At 68.4% G+C, this 18,270-nt stretch carries 17 protein-coding genes; 8 read left to right on the top strand and 9 right to left on the bottom strand.

Annotation, left to right across the window (positions count from 1 at the left end; translation table 11 throughout):
- Positions 1–45 precede the first annotated feature (45 nt).
- Positions 46–1,452: an asparagine--tRNA ligase gene (gene asnS, locus Q5923_RS08490; protein WP_303133468.1), complete on the bottom strand. Its 1,407-nt coding sequence runs from the start codon at positions 1,450–1,452 to the stop codon at positions 46–48.
- Positions 1,453–1,609: 157 nt separating this feature from the next.
- Between asnS and Q5923_RS08485 the strand changes: the two genes are divergently transcribed.
- Positions 1,610–2,089: a GAF domain-containing protein gene (locus Q5923_RS08485; protein ID WP_303133466.1), complete on the top strand. Its 480-nt coding sequence runs from the start codon at positions 1,610–1,612 to the stop codon at positions 2,087–2,089.
- Here Q5923_RS08485 and Q5923_RS08480 read toward each other — a convergent pair.
- Positions 2,086–2,562 (bottom strand): pyridoxamine 5'-phosphate oxidase family protein, encoded by a 477-nt coding sequence (locus Q5923_RS08480; protein ID WP_009278785.1) that lies wholly within the window; start codon positions 2,560–2,562, stop codon positions 2,086–2,088. The two genes, Q5923_RS08485 and Q5923_RS08480, sit on opposite strands and share 4 nt — an antisense overlap.
- Positions 2,563–2,708: 146 nt before the next feature.
- On the opposite strand from Q5923_RS08480, the gene Q5923_RS08475 reads away from it, so the two are divergent.
- The 4 genes from Q5923_RS08475 (at position 2,709) to Q5923_RS08460 (ending at position 5,353) form a co-directional block, all read left to right on the top strand.
- Positions 2,709–3,203, top strand: coding sequence for an isoprenylcysteine carboxylmethyltransferase family protein (locus Q5923_RS08475; RefSeq protein ID WP_009278784.1), 495 nt, complete (start codon positions 2,709–2,711; stop codon positions 3,201–3,203).
- A 150-nt stretch (positions 3,204–3,353) separates the two neighbouring features.
- The gene (locus Q5923_RS08470) at positions 3,354–3,893 is read left to right on the top strand and encodes a flavin reductase family protein (RefSeq protein ID WP_009278783.1); all 540 of its coding nucleotides are present in this window, start codon (positions 3,354–3,356) and stop codon (positions 3,891–3,893) included.
- 78 nt (positions 3,894–3,971) lie between these two features.
- Positions 3,972–4,784 (top strand): alpha/beta fold hydrolase, encoded by an 813-nt coding sequence (locus tag Q5923_RS08465; RefSeq protein WP_009278782.1) that lies wholly within the window; start codon positions 3,972–3,974, stop codon positions 4,782–4,784.
- Positions 4,775–5,353 carry a methylated-DNA--[protein]-cysteine S-methyltransferase gene (locus Q5923_RS08460; RefSeq protein ID WP_009278781.1) on the top strand — a complete coding sequence of 193 codons (579 nt, stop codon included), beginning with the start codon at positions 4,775–4,777 and terminating at the stop codon, positions 5,351–5,353. Before Q5923_RS08465 ends, Q5923_RS08460 begins: the two co-directional genes overlap by 10 nt.
- Positions 5,354–5,511: 158 nt before the next feature.
- Here Q5923_RS08460 and Q5923_RS08455 read toward each other — a convergent pair whose 3' ends face one another.
- Positions 5,512–6,237 carry a B3/4 domain-containing protein gene (locus Q5923_RS08455; protein ID WP_009278780.1) on the bottom strand — a complete coding sequence of 242 codons (726 nt, stop codon included), beginning with the start codon at positions 6,235–6,237 and terminating at the stop codon, positions 5,512–5,514.
- A 423-nt stretch (positions 6,238–6,660) separates the two neighbouring features.
- Here Q5923_RS08455 and Q5923_RS08450 point away from each other — a divergent pair, with 423 nt between their 5' ends.
- From Q5923_RS08450 to Q5923_RS08440, 3 genes are all read left to right on the top strand, one after another.
- A complete protein-coding gene (locus Q5923_RS08450) occupies positions 6,661–7,665 on the top strand; it encodes an alpha/beta hydrolase fold domain-containing protein (protein WP_009278779.1) in 1,005 nt (334 codons plus the stop codon).
- 112 nt (positions 7,666–7,777) lie between these two features.
- Positions 7,778–9,163: a class II fumarate hydratase gene (fumC, locus tag Q5923_RS08445; RefSeq protein WP_009278778.1), complete on the top strand. Its 1,386-nt coding sequence runs from the start codon at positions 7,778–7,780 to the stop codon at positions 9,161–9,163.
- 3 nt (positions 9,164–9,166) lie between these two features.
- On the top strand, positions 9,167–10,321 hold the full coding sequence (locus Q5923_RS08440; protein WP_303133459.1) for an NADP-dependent malic enzyme: 1,155 nt from the start codon (positions 9,167–9,169) through the stop codon (positions 10,319–10,321).
- 596 nt (positions 10,322–10,917) lie between these two features.
- On the opposite strand, the gene Q5923_RS08435 is transcribed toward Q5923_RS08440, so the two are convergent.
- Genes Q5923_RS08435 through tatC form a run of 6 tightly spaced genes read right to left on the bottom strand, consistent with a single transcriptional unit; the run spans position 10,918 to position 18,267 of the window.
- Complete coding sequence (locus Q5923_RS08435; protein ID WP_009278776.1) at positions 10,918–11,346, bottom strand: 6-carboxytetrahydropterin synthase; 429 nt, start codon at positions 11,344–11,346, stop codon at positions 10,918–10,920.
- A gap of 9 nt (positions 11,347–11,355) precedes the next feature.
- Positions 11,356–13,017 (bottom strand): regulatory iron-sulfur-containing complex subunit RicT, encoded by a 1,662-nt coding sequence (gene ricT / locus Q5923_RS08430; protein ID WP_303133456.1) that lies wholly within the window; start codon positions 13,015–13,017, stop codon positions 11,356–11,358.
- Positions 12,996–14,159 (bottom strand): ATP-binding protein, encoded by a 1,164-nt coding sequence (locus Q5923_RS08425; RefSeq protein ID WP_234946890.1) that lies wholly within the window; start codon positions 14,157–14,159, stop codon positions 12,996–12,998. The genes ricT and Q5923_RS08425 overlap by 22 nt, the downstream gene beginning before the upstream one ends.
- A 1-nt stretch (position 14,160) precedes the next feature.
- Positions 14,161–14,880: a dTMP kinase gene (gene tmk, locus Q5923_RS08420; protein WP_009278773.1), complete on the bottom strand. Its 720-nt coding sequence runs from the start codon at positions 14,878–14,880 to the stop codon at positions 14,161–14,163.
- A gap of 51 nt (positions 14,881–14,931) precedes the next feature.
- A complete protein-coding gene (locus Q5923_RS08415) occupies positions 14,932–17,469 on the bottom strand; it encodes a DNA topoisomerase I (protein WP_009278772.1) in 2,538 nt (845 codons plus the stop codon).
- Entirely contained in the window at positions 17,470–18,267 is a 798-nt protein-coding gene (gene tatC / locus Q5923_RS08410) for a twin-arginine translocase subunit TatC (RefSeq protein WP_009278771.1), read from the bottom strand.
- Positions 18,268–18,270 lie beyond the last annotated feature (3 nt).

The raw sequence follows: 18,270 nt of genomic DNA, 5'->3' as shown, positions 1-18,270 counted from the left end.
GGGCCGCTCGAATGCCGGTCTATTCGCGCGTGGGGGACGGGAGCCTTAGAACTCCGCGTTGCCCACCGTGCGGGGGTGCGGCAGGACGTCGCGGATGTTGTCCACGCCGGTGAGGTACATGACCAGGCGCTCGAAGCCCAAGCCGAAGCCGGAGTGGTGGCAGCCGCCATAGCGGCGCAGGTCGCAGTAGTAGCGGTACTGCTCGGGGTCCATGCCCAGCTCGCGGATGCGGCTCTCGAGCACGTCGAGGCGCTCCTCTCGCTGGGATCCGCCGATGATCTCGCCGATGCCGGGAACCAGGCAGTCCGCAGCGGCCACGGTCCTGCCATCGTCGTTGATGCGCATGTAGAAGGCCTTGATCGCGGCGGGATAGTCGGTCACGAAGGTCGGCCTCTTGAAGTGCTGCTCGGTGAGGTAGCGCTCGTGCTCGGTCTGGAGGTCGGCGCCCCAGCTCACGGGATACTCGAACTTCGTGCCGGCGGCCTGGGCATCCTCCAGGATCTTGATCGCGTCGGTGTAGCTCACGCGCGCGAAGTCGCTCGTGGCCACGTGCTCGAGGCGCTCGAGCAGGCCCTTGTCCACGAAGCGGTTGAACATGTCCAGCTCGTCGGGGCAGGTCTGTCGCACGTAGTTGATCACGTACTTGAGCATCTGCTCGGCCACGTCCATGTCCTGGTCGAGGTCGCAGAAGGCCATCTCGGGCTCGACCATCCAGAACTCGGCGGCGTGGCGGCGGGTGTTGGAGTTCTCGGCGCGGAAGGTGGGACCAAAGGTGTAGACGTCGCCGAAGCTCAGGGCGAAGTTCTCGGCCTGGAGCTGGCCCGAGACGGTGAGGCTGGTCATCTTGCCGAAGAAGTCCTGGCTCCAGTCGACGCTGCCATCCTCGAGCAAGGGCGGGTTCTTGGGGTCCAGGGTGGTGACGCGGAACATCTCCCCCGCACCCTCGGCGTCGCTCGCGGTGATGATGGGCGTGTTGACGTAGACGAAGCCGTTCTCCTGAAAGAAGCTGTGGATGGCGTAGGCCGCCACGCTGCGCACGCGGAAGATTGCCCGGAAGAGGTTGGTGCGGCTGCGCAGATGCTGCTGGGTGCGCAGGTACTCGCGGGTCTGGCGCTTCTTCTGCATGGGATAGTCGGGGGCGGAGGGGCCCTCCACCACGACCTCGGAGGCCTGGAGCTCGAAGGGCTGGGGGCGGTCGGGCGTCAGGCTCAGCGTGCCGCGCACGACGAGGGCGGAGCCGACGTTCTGGCCCACGAGCTCGTCGTAGCGCTCGCCCAGGGACTCGCGGTTGAGGACGACCTGCAGGTCCTTGAAGCAGCTGCCGTCGTTGAGGGTCACAAAGCCGAAGTTCTTCATGTCGCGGATGGAGCGGACCCACCCGGCGACCGTCAGCTCCTGGCCGCCCAGGCGGTCCATGTCTGCGTAGAGCGTTGCGATCTTTGTGCGCCTCACGAGCTTCCCCCTTGGGTTGTGCGATAAGTAGCTTGGTGACGGACGCCTGTGGGAGAGGCGCCGGACGCGTCAACCCATTGACTGTATCGCAAGTGGAGCCGCACGCACGCGGGGCACGGGCCGCCACGACAAAGGCCCATCAGGACGGAGGACCACCATGGAACACGTGAGCCACGCGGAGCGACCCGACTACGGGCTACTCGCCGAGCAGGTCAGGGCCCTCGCGGAGGAGGACCCGCGCTGGATGCCGCTGCTCTCCAACGCGTCGGCGCTCATCTACGAGGCGCTGCCCGACGTCAACTGGGCGGGCTTCTACCTCATCCCGGAAGGTGAGGGCAGGCTCGTCCTGGGGCCCTTCCAGGGGAAGGTCGCCTGCGTGCACATCGAGTTGGGCCGGGGAGTCTGCGGGACCGCCGCCGCGACGGACGAGCTCCAGCTCGTGGAGGACGTCCACGCCTTCCCGGGTCACATCGCCTGCGACAGCGCGAGCGCGTCCGAGGTCGTCGTGCCGCTGCACGCGGACGGCCGGGTCGTCGGCGTGCTCGACATAGACAGCCCGATGCGCGGCCGCTTCCTTCCCGAGGACACCCGCGGACTCGAGCTGGTCGCGCAGGCGCTGGAAAGCTGCGCGCGCTAGCCGCGCACGTTGCTCTTGCCGCTCACGCGCTCGATCTCGAGCACGGTCACCGAGGTCTTGGGCAGCGCCGCGGCGATGTAGCGGATGCCCGCCTCCATGTGGCCGGGCGCGTACTTGCGCAGCAGGGCCATGAGCCCCGCGCGCTTCTCGTCGTCGTCCGCGGCGGGACGCAGACGCCCGAACGCCATGGCGGAGGCGTACCTCGTGGTGAACTCCGCAGGCTGGACGTCGTCCTGGGCGACCACGGTGATGCATGCCCTGCAGCCTGCGCCCAGGTTGGTCAGGCGATGGCCGCCCTTCATGGAGCCGTGCAGGTAGATGCGGCCGCCCTCGAGCGCGAAGCTGATGGGCACGCCATAGGGCTCGCCGTCGGGGTCCACGGTCGAGAGCACCGCGTTCGACGCGGACGCGAAGAGCGCGAGTGCCTCCTCGCGGCCCAGCTCCCTCTTCGCACGTACCATCTTGAACTCCATGGCGCTCTCCCCTCTTGCCGTGCGCAGTCGTGCCCATTTGCATGATAGTCAGTCTGCCAAAAGGTATACCCCGACGGCCCGTGCTACGATGTCGTCAGAAAACAGTTAGCCAAAGCTAATTAGTGGTAAGCGGGCAAAGGAGACACATGGGCGAGAGGGACCACCTGCCCCTGTTCGGGGTGGGGCCGGCATACGTGGCGTGCATCCTCCTGACGACGGCTGCGGGAATCGCGGCGACCAGGCTCGGCATGCTGCCACGCGCAAGCGTCCTCGAACTCGAGCTGCCGCTCGTGGTCGCGGGTGCCATCCTCGCAGCGCTTGCCGTGGCCGTATGGGTCATGGGAGCCGTCGTGTCCAAGATCGACGCCCACGTGGAGAGAAACGAGCTCGTGACCACGGGCGTCTACGCCTGGGTGAGAAATCCCATCTACTCCGCCTTCCTCATCGCCTGCCTCGGCGCGATCCTCGTCGCCGGGAACCTCTGGCTCCTCGTCCTGACACCCATCCACTGGCTCGCGCTGACCCTGCTCATGCGGCGCACGGAGGAGCGCTGGCTTGCCGAGCTGCACGGCAGCACGTACCTGGACTACTGCAGGCGGGTTAACAGGGTCGTGCCCTGGCCCCCTCGTCGCAGGGCGTAGCCCAGGGTCGCGGCGCGGCGACTCCGCCGCCCCGCCAGCTGCCGCAAAACGCATGCGGACTCGCAACGTTCGAGGCGTACACTCCTCCCAAGGAACGACCACCCCGCCCCACGAGGGTCGCGGGGCCACAGCCCGGCGATTGGAGCCATCATGGAGAAGCGCCACATCGACCCCTACGAATACGCGAGCGCCATCACGAAGGCCAACGCCCGTGGCATCCTGCTCACCACCAAGGCCGAGGGCGAAGTGGACACGATGGTCATAGGCTGGGGGCTCATCGGAACCCTCTGGGGCAAGCCCACCTTCACCGCCTTCGTCCGCACGAGCCGCCACACCCATGCCCTGCTCGAGAAGAACCCCCAGTTCACCATCAACGTCCCCCTCGACCGCCTGAGCAAGCGCATCTTCGCCGTCGCCGGCACCAAGAGCGGCCGTCATGTGGACAAGGCGGAGCTGCTCGGGCTCACGCTCGCGAATGGGAGCAAGGTGGACGTCCCCGCGATCGCCGAGGCACCTATCACCCTGGAGTGCAAGGTCGTCTACGGGCAGATGATGGACAGGGACGCCGTGCCCAAGGCTACGCGCGAGCGCTTCTACCCCGCAGACGTCACCGACGTCGATGCGAGCGGGAGCTGCTACTACCACGAGATCTACTACGGCGAGATAGTCGACAGCTACGTCCTGGAGTAGCACTGGGACGACGAGGGGGCACGCCACGGGCACCACGACCAGTCCGCAGCTGCCGGCAGGTCCCGAGGGGAGAGTCACGTGAGGTTCGACGAACTGGGAGACCCCAAGGCACCGACGATACTCATGGTGCCCGGTTCGTTCTGCACGGGCGATTCGGAGCTGCCCATCGCTCGTCGGCTGTGCGACCGCTTCCACGTCGTCACCGTGACCCTCGACGGGCACGTGAAGGGCGGAGGGGACTACCTCTCGAAGGAGGCATCAACCGAAGGCATGGTCTCGTGGCTGCACGGACGTGGCATCGACCACCTTGCCATGGCGCACGGGACCTCGATGGGCGCGATCAGCGTGCTTGACGTCGCTCGGGAGGGCTCGGTCTCTGCCGACGTCTGGTTCTACGACGGCGGACCCTTCTTCGACCTGCCAAGGCCGGTCGAGAACCTCATGCGACGGCTGTTCCGCCGCGTGCTGGGAATCGGGAGGAGGAGGCCGGACGGCACGCCATGGAAGATCGACGTCGACAAGGTGCTGGAGGGCAGCGTGCTCAGGCACTTCCTGGGAGATGACGCACCGATGTACCGGGAGATTCTCGGCAACTGTGCGGAGGTGTGCACGTTCGTCTCGGACGCCACGCTGACCAACGAGTGCAGGACCTTCTGCGAGTGCAGGCTGCCTGAGCTGCCGCCCGACGTGGTGCGCCGTAGCGTGTTCGTCTGGGGCAGCAAGGAGTCGGCACGCGCATCGCGCAAGAGGGTCCAAAGTACGTACCCGGATGCGGAGTTCATTGACGCAGAGGGCTACAACCACTGCGGCCTCCAGTGCGTCAAGCCCGACGAGTACGCCCGTTTGCTGTCGGAGAAGATCGCACAGGGAAGGAGAGGGCCATGTCGTTGACATACCTGCTCGAATACGAGTCGCCCATCGGGACAGTCGTGCTCGCAAGCGACGGCGAGCGCCTGTGCGGCCTCTGGTTCGAGGGACAGAGATATTTCCAAGACAAGCTCGACGTGCGGCTGGGACATCCAGGGGAGCATCTGGGCGAGAGGGACGTCATACGAGGCCCGCAGGCCCGGCGCGCACCGGGCATCTCCGCCGCTTGTGACTGGCTCGACGCGTACTTCGACGGCGCCCCTTCCCCCACGCTGCCTCCCCTGGCCCTGAGAGGGACCCCGTTCCAGGAGGAGGTCTGGCGCGAGCTCGAGGTCATACCATGCGGGACGCTGACTACCTACGGCGACGTCGCACGAGCGATCGCTGCCGGGAGGGACGACGGGACGAGGGTCTCAGCCCGGGCAGTGGGCGCGGCAGTCGGCCACAACCCCATAAGCGTCATCGTACCCTGCCACAGGGTGGTCGGCTCGACGGGCAGCCTCACCGGCTACGCGGGCGGCATCTGGCGCAAGACGTGGCTGCTCGAGCACGAGGGCGTCGACCTGAGCCGGCTCAAGGTCCCCGCGACGTGAGACGGACAGACGGCCCAGAGCAGCCACCGAGGGGGCTCCTGAGGGGGCTCGAAAGGCGATGCCAGGCGGCGCGACCATAGCACGCGCGCACAGACAGGCGGGGCGGACGACATTCGCGCGTCCACCCCGCCATTCTCGCCCAGCCCCCTGATCAGGCCCTATGCCTCGAGTACGAACTCCGGGTTGTCTCGGGTGACGATGCCCTTGTTCTGGACCGTTGCGCCCAGGAGCTCCTCCAGCTGCTGGGCAAGCTCGTCGATGGCGGCCCTCAGGTCGCCCGCGCGCTCCGGCTGCAGGTTCTCCATGATGAAGACGCAGTGCGGGGTCTGGTCCGTCACCTCGGTGCGCTGGCCGTCACGCCAGTTCCAGCAGCGGCACACGGCGCCCGCATCATCGATGTAGGCAAGCTCGCCCGGCAGCGTGGGGTCCGACTCGTCCTCGCCGATGGGCAGGTACTCGTCGCCGCCCTCGGTCACGGCCAGGCGGAAGGTACCCTCGAGGGCGTCTATGTTCTCGGCGCCGATGGGCAGCGCGTACTTGAGCGAGATGGCGTTGGAGAGGTCGACGGAGGGATTGATGTGGCCAACGGGGTTGTCCTTCAGCACGCGCTTGAGCAGGTTCTCGACCGAGCAACGGGCGCCCTTCTTGGTCTTGAACCTGCGGTAGGCGTCGCGCCACACGGCCACGACCTCGTTCTCGCTGATGGTGTTGCTGGTGAGCCAGTCGCTTGCCTTGAGGTTGGCGCGGTCGAGCAGGCGCGCTGCCTTCTTCGCCGCCTCCTCGCTCACCTGGTCGGTGGGCAGGATGCCGTCCACGGCAACGATGCCGATGGATGCTTCGGGGAAGAGCTCCCAGAACGAGTCCTCGGCGACGAACTTCTTCATGCGTCCCTCCTTCTGCGCGGCCGGGCGGCGGCGCACCTGATGTCTTGCCACTGCGGGCATCCTAGCACGAGTGCTGCATGACACCCTCCTAAGTAGGAATATTTTCTCTCGCCTAACCATCTATTCACAGATAATATGCCATACATATGCAAAATTAAGCGGTAGAGAATGAATAGGCGCAACAAGTTGAGAGGGGTAAGCGCCTGCTAGGACGGCCACCCCTCACGGACGTGACGCAAGGAAGGGTCCTCCCAAGCCCAAAAGCTGCATATTGGTCGCAGGACCCAGGCTGGCGCGGACACCAAGGCGGGTGCCGGCACTAGAATGGTGCCCAGGGCAGGCCCGCGCCCCGGGCGGGGCGACGCGGCCCCACCCGCGCAGGCGAAGGCCGAGGCCCACTTACCGGGCAAGGCAGGAGGCAGCATGTCCAAGCAACTCAGCGGCACGGCGACCAAGGCCCTTGCCGTCGCGGCAGCAACGCCCGTCGCGCTGTTCGCCGCCTACTCGGCGGTCTCGCACCTCTACTATCGCAGGTCCAACATCGCCACCGCCTCAGAGGTCTACAACCGCGTGACCTCCGACAAGAACCGCATGGCAGACCCCATAGCCTGGGACAACTACATACTCGCCCACGCCGAGAGCAACGAGCAGCGCTACTCCCTGCCACCCCTCGTGGGGCTGCGCGTCTCGGTGGAGGACAGCGACTTCGAGGGCATGCAGACCTTCGTCCTCAACCGCCGCAACCTCAACGACCGCGCGGTCGTCTACCTGCATGGCACGTGCTTCGTGAACCAGCCCACCATCTATCACTGGCGCTTCCTCGACAGCCTGGCCCGCCGCACGCGCGCCGAGGTCGTGGCGCCCATCTACCCGCTTGCGCCCGTCCACGGCCACGACGAGGCCTTCGCCGCCATCGAGGGGCTCTACCGCTCCATGGTCGAGAAGTACGGCGCTGACTCGGTGACCCTCATGGGGGACGCCTCCGGCGCGGGCATCGCCGCCTCCTTCTGCCAGCTGCTCCCCGAGCTCGGGCTGCCCCAGCCGGAGCGGCTCGTGCTCATCTCGCCCTGGGTGGACGCCAGCCTGGCCAACCCCGACGTCGCCGCCTATGAGGCGGCAGACCCCATGTTCGCCCTCCAGGGCCTGCGGCGCATCGCCCACACCTGGGCCAAGGGACTGGACATCAACGACCCGCGCGTGAGCCCCATCAACGGCGGCGTGCGCATGCTTCGCAACGTGATGGTCTTCACGGGCACGAGGGAGCTCTTCCACCCGGACGCAGTCCTCTTCCACCAGCGCGTCAACGCGGCGGGCATCCACTCCGAGCTCCATGTGGGCTCGGGCCTCAACGCGAACTACCCGCTGTATCCCATCCCCGAGGCAAACCGGGCGTTGGAAGAGATCGTCTCGGCCGTTTCGATGGACTAGCACCGACACGAACGGGCACGGCGAGGGGGGCGGACGCACGGCGAGGCGCCGCTCCGTGGGGCAGGCCGCCAGCACGCGACAACGGACAAGCAAGACGGGCAGAGGGAGGAACGTGGACGGATATCGCATCGAGCACGACTCCATGGGAGAGGTGCGGGTTCCCACGGACGCGCTCTGGGGCGCCCAGACACAGCGCTCGTACCAGAACTTCCGCATCGGGACCGAGACCATGCCCCCCGAGCTCATCCATGCCTTCGCGCTGGTCAAGAAGGCGGCGGCCCAGGCCAACGTCGAGCTTGGCTGCCTCGAGCCCAGCGCCGCCACCGCGATCGAGGCCGCCTGCGACGAGCTGCTCGAGGGCCGTCACGCGGACGCCTTCCCACTCAAGGTCTGGCAGACGGGGTCCGGCACCCAGACCAACATGAACCTCAACGAGGTCCTCGCCCGACGCGGCAACCAGATCGCAGGCGAGAGGGGCCTCGCCCTCTCGGTCCCGCTGCACCCCAACGACTCCGTCAACCGCAGCCAGAGCTCCAACGACACCTTCCCCACCGCCCTGCACGTGGCGGCCGACCTGGCCGTGACGCAGCGCCTCATCCCCGCCGCCGAGCGCCTGGTGGCGACCCTCGCGCGGCTCGAGCGCCAGAACGAGGGCATCGTCAAGTGCGGCCGCACCCACCTTCAGGACGCCGTGCCCATAGCCTTCAGCCAGGAGATATTTGGCTGGCGCGGGCTCGTGGAGTCCGCCGTCGAGGAGCTGCGCGCGAGCCTCCCGGGCCTGCGCCGCCTCGCCCTGGGCGGGACCGCCGTCGGCACGGGTCTCAACGCACCGGCGGGCTTCGACAGGCTCGTGGCGGCCAGGCTCGCCGAGCTCACCGGCGAGCCCTTCCAGACCGACCCCAACAAGTTCCACGCGCTCACCGCCAAGGACGCCGTGGTCTTCTCGCATGGCGCCGTCAAGGCGCTGGCGGCGAACCTCATGAAGCTGGCCAACGACGTGCGCTGGCTGGCCTCGGGCCCGCGGCTGGGCCTGGGCGAGATAAGCATCCCGGCCAACGAGCCCGGCAGCTCCATCATGCCGGGCAAGGTCAACCCCACCCAGTGCGAGGCGCTCACCATGGTCGCCGTGCAGGTCATGGGCAACGATGCCGCAATCGGCTTCGCCGCGAGCCAGGGCAACTTCGAGCTCAACGTCTTCATGCCCGTGATCGCCCACGACTTCCTGCAGAGCGTGCGGCTGCTCTCGGACGCGATGGCGTCCTTCGACGAGCACTGCCTGAGCGGTCTCAAGGCCAACCGCGAGCGCATGGAGCGCAACCTCCACGACTCGCTGATGCTCGTCACCTGCCTCAACCCGCACATCGGCTACGAGCGGGCCGCACAGGTGGCGCACAAGGCGTACGAGGAGGGGACGAGCCTGCGCGAGGCCTGCGTGGCGCTGGGCTTCCTCAGCGCGGAGGAGTTCGACCGGGTGTTCAAGCCAGAGGAGATGGTCTAGCAGATGAACGAGACGAGCGAGCGCAGTCTGAGGCTGCATGAGGAGCTTCACGGCAAGATCGAGGTCATCGCGCGCGCCGAGGCGCGGACGGCGGAGGACCTCGCGCTCCTGTACACGCCGGGCGTGGCAGAGCCCTGTCGCCAGATCCAGAGGGACTACCAGAGGAGCTGGGAGCTCACGCGCCGCGGCAACCTGGTGGCCGTCATCACCGACGGCACGGCCGTCCTGGGCCTGGGGGACATCGGTCCCGCCGCAGGCATGCCCGTGATGGAGGGCAAGTGCCTGCTCTTCAAGGAGTTCGGCGACGTCGACGCCATCCCCCTCTGCGTAGACACGCACGACGTGGACGAGTTCGTCCGCACGGTGCAGCTCATCAGCAAGAGCTTCGGCGGCATCAACCTCGAGGACATCGCCGCGCCGCGCTGCTTCCAGATCGAGCGCAGGCTCCAGGAGCTCTGCGACATCCCCGTCTTCCACGACGACCAGCACGGAACCGCCATCGTCACAGCCGCAGGCTTACTCAACGCCGTGCGCCTGACGGGCAAGCGCATGGGCGAGCTCAGGGTCGTCATGAGCGGCGCGGGGGCGGCGGGCATCGCCATCGCCACCCTTCTCATCCACATGGGCTTCGGCGACGTCATACTCTGCGACCGCCAGGGTGCCATCTACGAGGGGCGCGACGGGCTCAACCCCGCCAAGGATGAGGTCGCCCGCATCTCCAACCGCGCACGCGAGTCCGGATCGCTCGCGGACGTCCTGCGCGGGGCAGACGCCTTCATCGGCGTGTCGCAGCCGGGACTCCTCACGAGCCAGATGGTCGCGACCATGAACGAGGGCATCGTCTTCGCCTGCGCCAACCCCACGCCCGAGATCATGCCCGCCGAGGCGCTTGCGGGAGGTGCGAGGGTCGTGGCAACCGGCAGGTCCGACTTCCCCAACCAGATCAACAACGTGCTGGTCTTCCCCGGCATCTTCAAGGGCGCCCTCGCTGCCCGCGCGCCCAGGATCACGGAGGAGATGGAGGTCGCTGCGGTGCACGCCATCGCCGGCCTGGTGACGGACGAGGAGCTCAGCGCGGAGTTCATCATCCCCAGCGCGCTGGACAGGCGCGTGGCAGACGTGGTCGCCGCTGCGGTCGCCGAGCGCGCGAGGTCCTAGCCGTTTGGTGCCAAGAAGTTGTTTACGCCTCGGTACCGACAAAGTTTGCGCCCCGGTAGCGACAAATAGGGAGGCTCCCGCCAAACAGTGGACTGTCGAGGCCTGCAGCGAGGAAGGGGCCTCCCGTGTCGCGGCATCCCAGCACAAGGCCGGCCCCGAGGATGCGACGGACTCTGGTCGAGCACGTCGAGTCGGGACAGCGGGTCGCCGAGGCCTCCCGTCTATGCCACTCGTCGTCAGCGTAAACAACGTCATGGCGCACAACAGCTAGGACAAGCCAGGGGTTAGCCCGGCTGGGGTCAGCTGCGGTGTCTTTCGCTTTCAGGGTCCGCAGCCAACCCAGTCGCAGCCCCTCTCCCCCACAGGCAAGCGTCGAGTGCGCAGTCTGAAGGCTTCAGCTTGCGCACTCGGCTTCCGGCCACCTGGCCCTTCGTGGCGAGAGGGGCGGTCTTCGTTGTCGAGTGCGCAATTCCGGCCTTTAAGCTTGCGCACTCGCGAAGCTGCAAGCCTTTAAGCTTGCGCACTCGGCGGGGATTCCAGGCGGGAAGACCGAACGAAGTGCCAGGCGAGAGAGACGCGCTACCCGAGCCGAAACCCTACTCCACGAAGTAGGAGGCGCAGTTGAGCGGGGTCTCGTACACGTCGACCTGACTCACCGGCATGCCCTCCTCCAGGAGGCGGTCGGCGAAGTAACGGGCGAGGTTCTCGGCCGTCGTGCGGAAGGGAAGGACGCTGAGCGAGAATCCCTCGTCCTCCTCGAGTGCGCGGATGGTGCCCGGCTTGAGCGAGCCCTCCTCGACCAGGAAGCTGTGGTCGAGCTCGGCCACGAGCGAGCGCAGGGCGCGCTTGAAGACGCCGAAGTCGATGACCATGTCGCGCATGGTCCCCTCGTCCTGCAGGCTGGGCTGCCTCAGGTAGGCGACAACCCGCCAGCGGTGACCGTGGAGGTTCTCGCACTTGCCATAGTAGTCAGTGAGGAAGTGGGCCCCGTCGAAACTCGCCTCGGTCTTGAGTCCGTACGGCATGTGCGCCCCCTACTCGCCGGAGGGCGCGCTTCCGCCCTTGCCCTCGGATCCGCCCTGGCCGCGGCCCCTGCCGCCGCGGCGACGGCGACGGCGGGCCTTCTCGGCCCCGTCGGATGAGCCGCCGGGTTCGCCGGACCTCTGCTGCAGGCGCTCACTGGGGCCTCCCGGCTGCCGGTCCTGGCCGCGCCGGCGCGGGCTCCTGCCGCCGTTGGGCTGCTGGGCCTGCTGCGACGCCTGCTGCTGGCCGCCATGGTCTCCCGGATGGCGCTTGCGCCTCGTGGACTGCGTGCCGCGGGGCCTCTCCCCCGCCTTGGGCGCCTGCTGCGTGGCCTGCTGGCCACCGCCCGCCTGGCCCTCGCTGCCGTCCGAGGAGTGGTGGCGCCTGCGACGGTGGTTCGTGGCGGGCTGGGACGCGCCGCCGCCCTGGGCCTGCGTGTGCTCTGCGGCGTCACGCCGCTGAGCCGAGTCGCCCATGCCCGCCCCGGGACGCTTCTTGCGGCGACGTTGGCGCGGTGTGGTGGCCGGCCCCTGCTCGGGCCCGGCATCCGCGGCGTCGTCCTGGTGCCTCCTGCGGGGGCGGGGGGCATCCTGTGCCGACGAGCGCGGGCCCGCAGCACCCCTGGCGCCGCTTCCGGACTCCCCCGCGCCAGGCTCCTGCCTGCCGTGACTGCGGCGATGCCTGATCTTCACGAAGATGTCCGACGAGTCGAAGCCCTGCTCGACGCCCACGCCGTTGGCGCGGTCGAGCTCGGCGAGCGCCATCTGCACGTCGGGAGACTCGAGCCTGTCAAGCGCCTCGCGAGTCACGGTGTCGGGCCTGCAGGGGCAGTGGAGCTCCTCGCTCTTGCGCACCGCGGCCTCGCTCGCCTGCATGCCCGAGAGCGGCACGCGGATCTGCTTGCCGTTCTCGAGCCTGAGGGCGATCTGCTCCTTGGGCGTGTCGTACTCCACGATCTTCGCCTTGCCCAGCGGCGTGTCAATGACGGCGTTGCGCTTGGGCGCGCGTGACTTGAAGTCGCGGTAGGCCTCGAACTCGTAGCGCAGGCAGCACATGAGGCGCCCGCAGGCGCCGCTGATCTTGGTGGAGTTGAGGGGCAGGTCCTGCTCCTTGGCCATGCGAATCGAGACGGGCTCGAACTGGTGGCCGAAGCGCGCGCAGCAGAGCTCCTGGCCGCAGTGGGCGTAGCCGCCCACGATCGCCGCCTCCTCGCGCACGCCGATCTGCCTCATGTCGATGCGACCGTGCAGCTCGCGGGCCAGATCGCGGATGAGCTGCCTGAAGTCCACGCGCTCGTCGGCCGAGAAGTAGCACACCACCTTGTCGCCGCCGAAGAGGTGCTCCACACCCACGGGCTTCATGTCCAGCCCGGACTCGTGGACGAGTCGTCTGAAGGTGACGAGGTCCCTCTCGCCCTGGTCCGCCAGGCGGGAGGCGTGGTTGAGGTCCTCCTGCGTGGCGATGCGCAGGACCGACTTGAGGCGGGACTCGCCGATGGTCTGGGCGAGCTCCTCCTCGCCCAGCTCGAGCGCGTCCATGGTGGCGAGCCCGATCTCCTGTCCGCGCTCGGTGGCGCAGATCACGTGGTCGCCCTCCTGGGCACCGGTGCCCGCGGGGTCGAACCAAAGGTCCCTGGACGCATACTTGAACTTCACCGGGATGACGGTGGGCATGCGAGTGCCTCCTTGGCAGAGAGAAGCATGGCCTCAAGGGCCAGCTGGGGGTTTACGTTGCGGGCGAGCTGGTGCCTCGCCTCGAGGACCGCGTCGAGGGCCCGGATGACGCCCTCGGTACCCGCGCCGCTCGCGATGCGGTCCACCACGTCGGCCGCGTCTTCGTTCACGATTGCCTCCCGGGCGCCCTCGCAGCGCAAGAGCACGTCCCTGAGCAGGGATTCTGCGGCTGCCAGGGCCTCCATCATACCCGAACGCTCCTTGGCGGTGAGCTCTCGGCGCTGGTCGAGCTCGAGCTGGCGCAGGGCGGCGGTGCTCAGGTAGTCGCTGCCCTCCCTGAGCGACTCCTCCTGCTCCACGCGCAGGCCGTCCAAGGGGGCTCCGACCTCGGCCACTATCCTGCGAGCGGCGACGAGCACGTCCCAGGAGTCATCGCGCCCCAGCTCGCCGAGGCTGCGCACCACGAGGCGACGCAGCTGGCGGCGCTCGGGCGAGGCCAGGAACTCGGCGGCGCGGTCGGGGGTCCCGGCGACGGAGAGGGCTATCCTCGCCTCGGCACCGCTGGCGCCGTCAATCGCCGCGAGCGCCTGGAGGGCGTCGTCCTCGCCCAAGATGCGGAACGGCACCTGCTGGCAGCGCGAGACGATGGTGGGCAGGACCGCCGCGGCAGAACGCGCGATGAGGATGAAGTACACGCCCGAGGGCGGCTCCTCTATGGTCTTGAGCAGGGCGTTTGCTGCAGCGTCACGCAGGAGGCCGGCATTCTGGACGATGTAGACCTTCGCCTTCGCCCGCACCGGCGCCAGACAGACGTCGTCCAGGAGCTCGCGCACCTGAGACACCAGGTAGCCGCCGGCGCTTCCCGGAGAGACCAGCCGCACGTCGGGATGGGTGTGATGGGCCACGCGGATGCACTCGTCGCAGCTGGCGTCGCCGCCGTTGGGGCAGACGAGGCACTGCGCGAGGGAGAGGGCCGCCTCCTCCATGCCGGAGCCGGGGGCTCCCAGGAAGAGGTAGGCCTGGCTCAGCCGCCCCTCGGCGAGGGCGGTGGAGAGGAACGCGCGCACGCGGGGCTGCTGGCCCAGCCCCTCCAGCGCGGGGGGGACGGCCGGCTGCAGCGGGTCCCTGCCCTGGGCGGCCAAGCTACTCTCCTCCCTTGGGGAGGGGGACGTTCAGGTCCTCCAGGTCCCGCCCCGAAAGCGCGGGCAGGAGCGCGACGAGCTCGCCCACGAGCCGTCCCAGGACCTCGCGCTGGCTGCCTCGCGCGTCAATCACGCGCACGCGCGCGGGTTCCTCCGTGGCAAGGCGCAGGTAGGCGTCGCGCGTCCTCCTCTGGAAGGCGAGGCCCGCCTCCTCCATGCGGTCGACGCCGCCACGGGTCGCGCGCTCGAAGCCCAGAGCGGGGTCGATGTCCAGAAGCAGGGTGAGGTCAGGCGAAAGGCCGCAGCTCCCCAACTCGTTGCAGCGCCTGACCAGGCCCTCGTCCAATCCGCGCCCGCCGTGCTGGTAGGCATAGGTGGAGTCGTAGTAGCGGTCGCAGAGCACCACGGCCCCCCGCGCGAGGGCGGGCACGATGACCTGGCGCACGAGCTGCGCCCGCGAGGCCTCGTAGAGCAGAAGCTCGCACTCGTCCGCCATCATGTCGTTGGCGGGGTCGAGGAGGATGGAGCGGACCTTCTCCGAGACCTGGGTCCCGCCGGGCTCGCGCAGGCTCACGACCTCCAGGCCGACCCCCTCCATGAGGCGGGCGAGGAGCGCCGCCTGGGTGGACTTGCCGCTCCCGTCGATTCCCTCGAGGCTGACGAAGGCGCCTCGCGCGGGCACGGCAGGGGCCTTCGCGGACCCGTAAGTTGCTTGGCTCATGAGGCTCCCCTCCCGTCCTGCCGTCGTCACGCCCCTCGTCGTCCCTCTCTCCTAGCCCTTCTTGGCCCTGCTCCCGCGCGCGCCCGAGCCGCGCGTCGTTCCCGAGCCGCGCTTGGCGCCCCTGCCACGGGCGGGCTTCTTCTCCTTGCCCGGGCAGTCCATGTTGACGCAGATGCGCCAGGGGCCGCGCTGGGTGACCACCTCGACGATGGGCGCGCCGCAGTGCTCGCAGACCTCGCCGGTGGCATGGAGCTCTCCGCGTTGGGGCAGCGGGTAGCTCGTCCCGCAGACGTCGTAGTTGCTGCAGCGGATGAAGCGCTTGCCCGTGCGCTCGCTCTTGTGGGCGATCAGGTCGCCGTGGGTGCCCGCGGCCTTGCAGGTCGCGCACTCCCCCACCACCAGGTCGGGCTCGCGGTTGGTCTCGCAGGCGGGGTTGACGCAGACCTCGTAGGGCTTGGAGCGGAAGGGCGTGCACCTGATGCGCGGCGCGCCGCACTTGGGGCAGACGCCGGCCTCCCCCTCGATGGGCGCCACCTTCACGTTTGAGGGCACGGGGTAGGTCACGTCGCAGTCGGGCCAGCCCATGCAGCCGATGAAGCTGCCGCGGGTCTTGGCCGAGCTCTTCATGACCAGGTCGCGGCCGCACTTGGGGCAGGTGCCCACCTTGGCGTCGGCGGTGACCGCGTCGGCGATGGCGTCGCCCAGGTCGTCCTTGTGCTCGATCAGGGCGTCGATCATGCCCGCGAGCAGCGCCCTGGAGTGCGTGACCACGCCCTCCTGGGTGTCGCTGCCCTCGGCCACCTTGGTCATGTCGGCCTCGAGCTCCGCCGTCATGTCGGGGCTCGTCACGTGCGGCGCGTACTGGGTCAGGGCCTCGATGACCGCCATGCCCAGCTGGCTGGGCTCGACGGGGTCGTTCTTGAGGTACTTCACGTCGTAGAGGCGCTGGATGATCGAGGCGCGCGTGGACTTGGTGCCCAGCCCGCGCTTCTCCATCTCCTGGATGAGCCGGCCCTGGCTGTAGCGGGCGGGGGGCTCGGTCTGCTTGGCCTCGAGCCCCATCCCGACCACGTCGCAGACGTCTCCTTCGGCAAGGGCGGGCAGCTGCTCGTCCTTGCGCGAGCCGAAGGGGTAGATGGCGCGGAAGCCCGGCTTCACGATCACGGTGCCGCTGGCCTGGAAGGGCTCGCCGGCGACGTCGAAGCCCAGCTTGGTGCTCTCGCTCACCGCGGGGTCCTCGAGCGTCGCCAGGAAGCGGCGGGCGATGAGGTTGTAGAGCCTCCACGCCGGCCCCTCCAGGCGGTCCGGGTCGGCCGCGGCGGTGGGGTAGATGGGCGGGTGGTCGGTGGTCTCCTGCTTGCCGCGGGTGGGGTGCAGGGGCCCTCCCGCCAGGAGCCTGGAGCAGGTGGGACGGTACTGCGGCACGGCGCTCAGCGCCTCCACGACCTCCCTGAGGTCAAGCGACTTGGGGTAGACCGTGTTGTCCACGCGCGGGTACGAGATGAGGCCGTCCATGTAGAGGCCCTCGGCCAGGCGCATGGTGCGCGCGGGAGAGATGCCCTCCGCCGCGGCGGCGGCCTGGAGCGAGGTGGTGTTGAAGGGCGCGGGCGGACGGGTGGTGTGGCTCTTCTTCTCCACCTTGGTCACCGTCGCCTCGCGGGCGTCGCGGACGCGCTCGAAGGCGGCCTTTGCGGCAGCCTCGTCCTTGAAGCGGGCGGTGGCGTGCGACACCTTGAAGCGGGCGTCCTCGTCCACGTCGCCCTGCGGCGCGAGCTGGCCCGAGATGACCCAGTAGTCCTCGGGCACGAAGGCCTCGCGCTCGCGCTCCTTCTCGACCACCAGGGCCAGCGTGGGCGTCTGGACGCGGCCGGCGGAGCGCACGTTGCCAAAGCCGCCGAAGCGGGCCATGGTGAGGTAGCGCGTCAGCACGGCGCCCCAGATGAGGTCGATGTACTGGCGGCTCTCGCCCGCGTCGGCCAGGTCCTGGTCAAGCTCCACGAGGTTCTGGAAGGCATGGTCTATCTCGGCCTTGGTGAAGGCGGAGTAGCGCGCGCGGCTCACGGGCGTGTCCGGGGCCACCTCGCGCATCTGGCGCAGGGCGTCCGAGCCGATGAGCTCGCCCTCGCGGTCGAAGTCGGTGCCGATCACGATGGAGTCGGCCTTCTTGGCCAGGTTCTTGAGGGCGCGGATGATGCCCTTCTCGGCCGGCTCCTTCTGGATGGGTGTCCACACCAGGTACGGGAGGCTGGCCACCTTCCAGCCCTTCACGTCGACGCCGTCCTTGGTGAAGGGCTTGCGCACCTTCTCGTAGGGCGGGCGGGCGAGGCCGTCGGGGATGCTGGCGGGGAGGACCTCCCCCTCCTTGGTGACGCCGACCCAGCCGTCCTCCTTGCTGTACCTGAGCTCCACGGGGAAGTCGGGCCGCATGATGTGGCCCCTGAGGCCTATGGTCACCCAGTCCTCCCCGTCATGCGAGAAGCGATAGACGGGCGTGTCGTAGACCTTGTCGGCCTTGGGCTTCCCCGTGGTGCAGAGCAGGCGTGCGATCTGCTGCGCGGCGTCGTTCTTCTCGGTGACTACGAGCTTCAACTAGTCGTCCTCTTCCTCGAGCTTGTGGTCCTGGTACTCCTCGCGGGTCCACTTGAGCGACTCCTTGCCGTCACGCGCGACGAGCACGTAGCGGGCGACGGCGAGGGCCACCTCGTACAGGGCGACGAGGGCGGCGAACATCAGGATCATGGTGACGGGCGAGGCGTCGGGGGTGACGACGCCCGAGAGCACGAGCAGCGCCACGTAGACGGTGCGCCACTGCTCGCGCAGGGTCTTGTAGGGGACCAGGTGCAGGACCGAGAGGTAGAAGATCACGAGCGGAAGCTGGAAGGCGAGGCCGAAGCCGATCTCGAGCAGCATCATGATGTTGAGGTAGTCCTCGGCGTCCGCGATCACGCCCGCGAAGTCGATGGCCTGGTCGACCATCCACCCGATGGCCGCCTTCTGGATCACGAAGTAGCAGAAGAGCATGCCCAGGAAGAAGAGGACGACCATGGCGCCCACCGTGGGCACGACCCACTTGCGCTCGTTCTCCTTGAGGGCGGGCAGGAAAAAGCCCATGGCCTCCCAGACGATGATGGGCGTGCAGACGATCACGCCGAAGAACATGGCCACCTTGAAGCGGATGGTGAAGCCGCCCAGGACGGTGAGGACGGTGAGCGTCGTCCCCTCGGGGAGCGAGGAGCGGATGGGGTCCATCATCATGTCGATGAGCGTGGGCGTGGCGGCATAGACCACGACGGCGGTCACGAGGACCGAGACCACGACGATGGTGAGGCGCCGCCTGAGCTCGCCCAGGTGGTCCATGAGCGGCATGCGCGCTGGTCCGATAGGCATTGT

The organism is uncultured Olsenella sp., assembly GCF_959602185.1.
Classification (GTDB): Bacteria; Actinomycetota; Coriobacteriia; order Coriobacteriales; family Atopobiaceae; genus Olsenella_I; species Olsenella_I phocaeensis.
The sequence above is the reverse complement of the archived record's forward strand: the minus strand, read 5'-3'. Positions and strand labels throughout refer to the sequence as shown.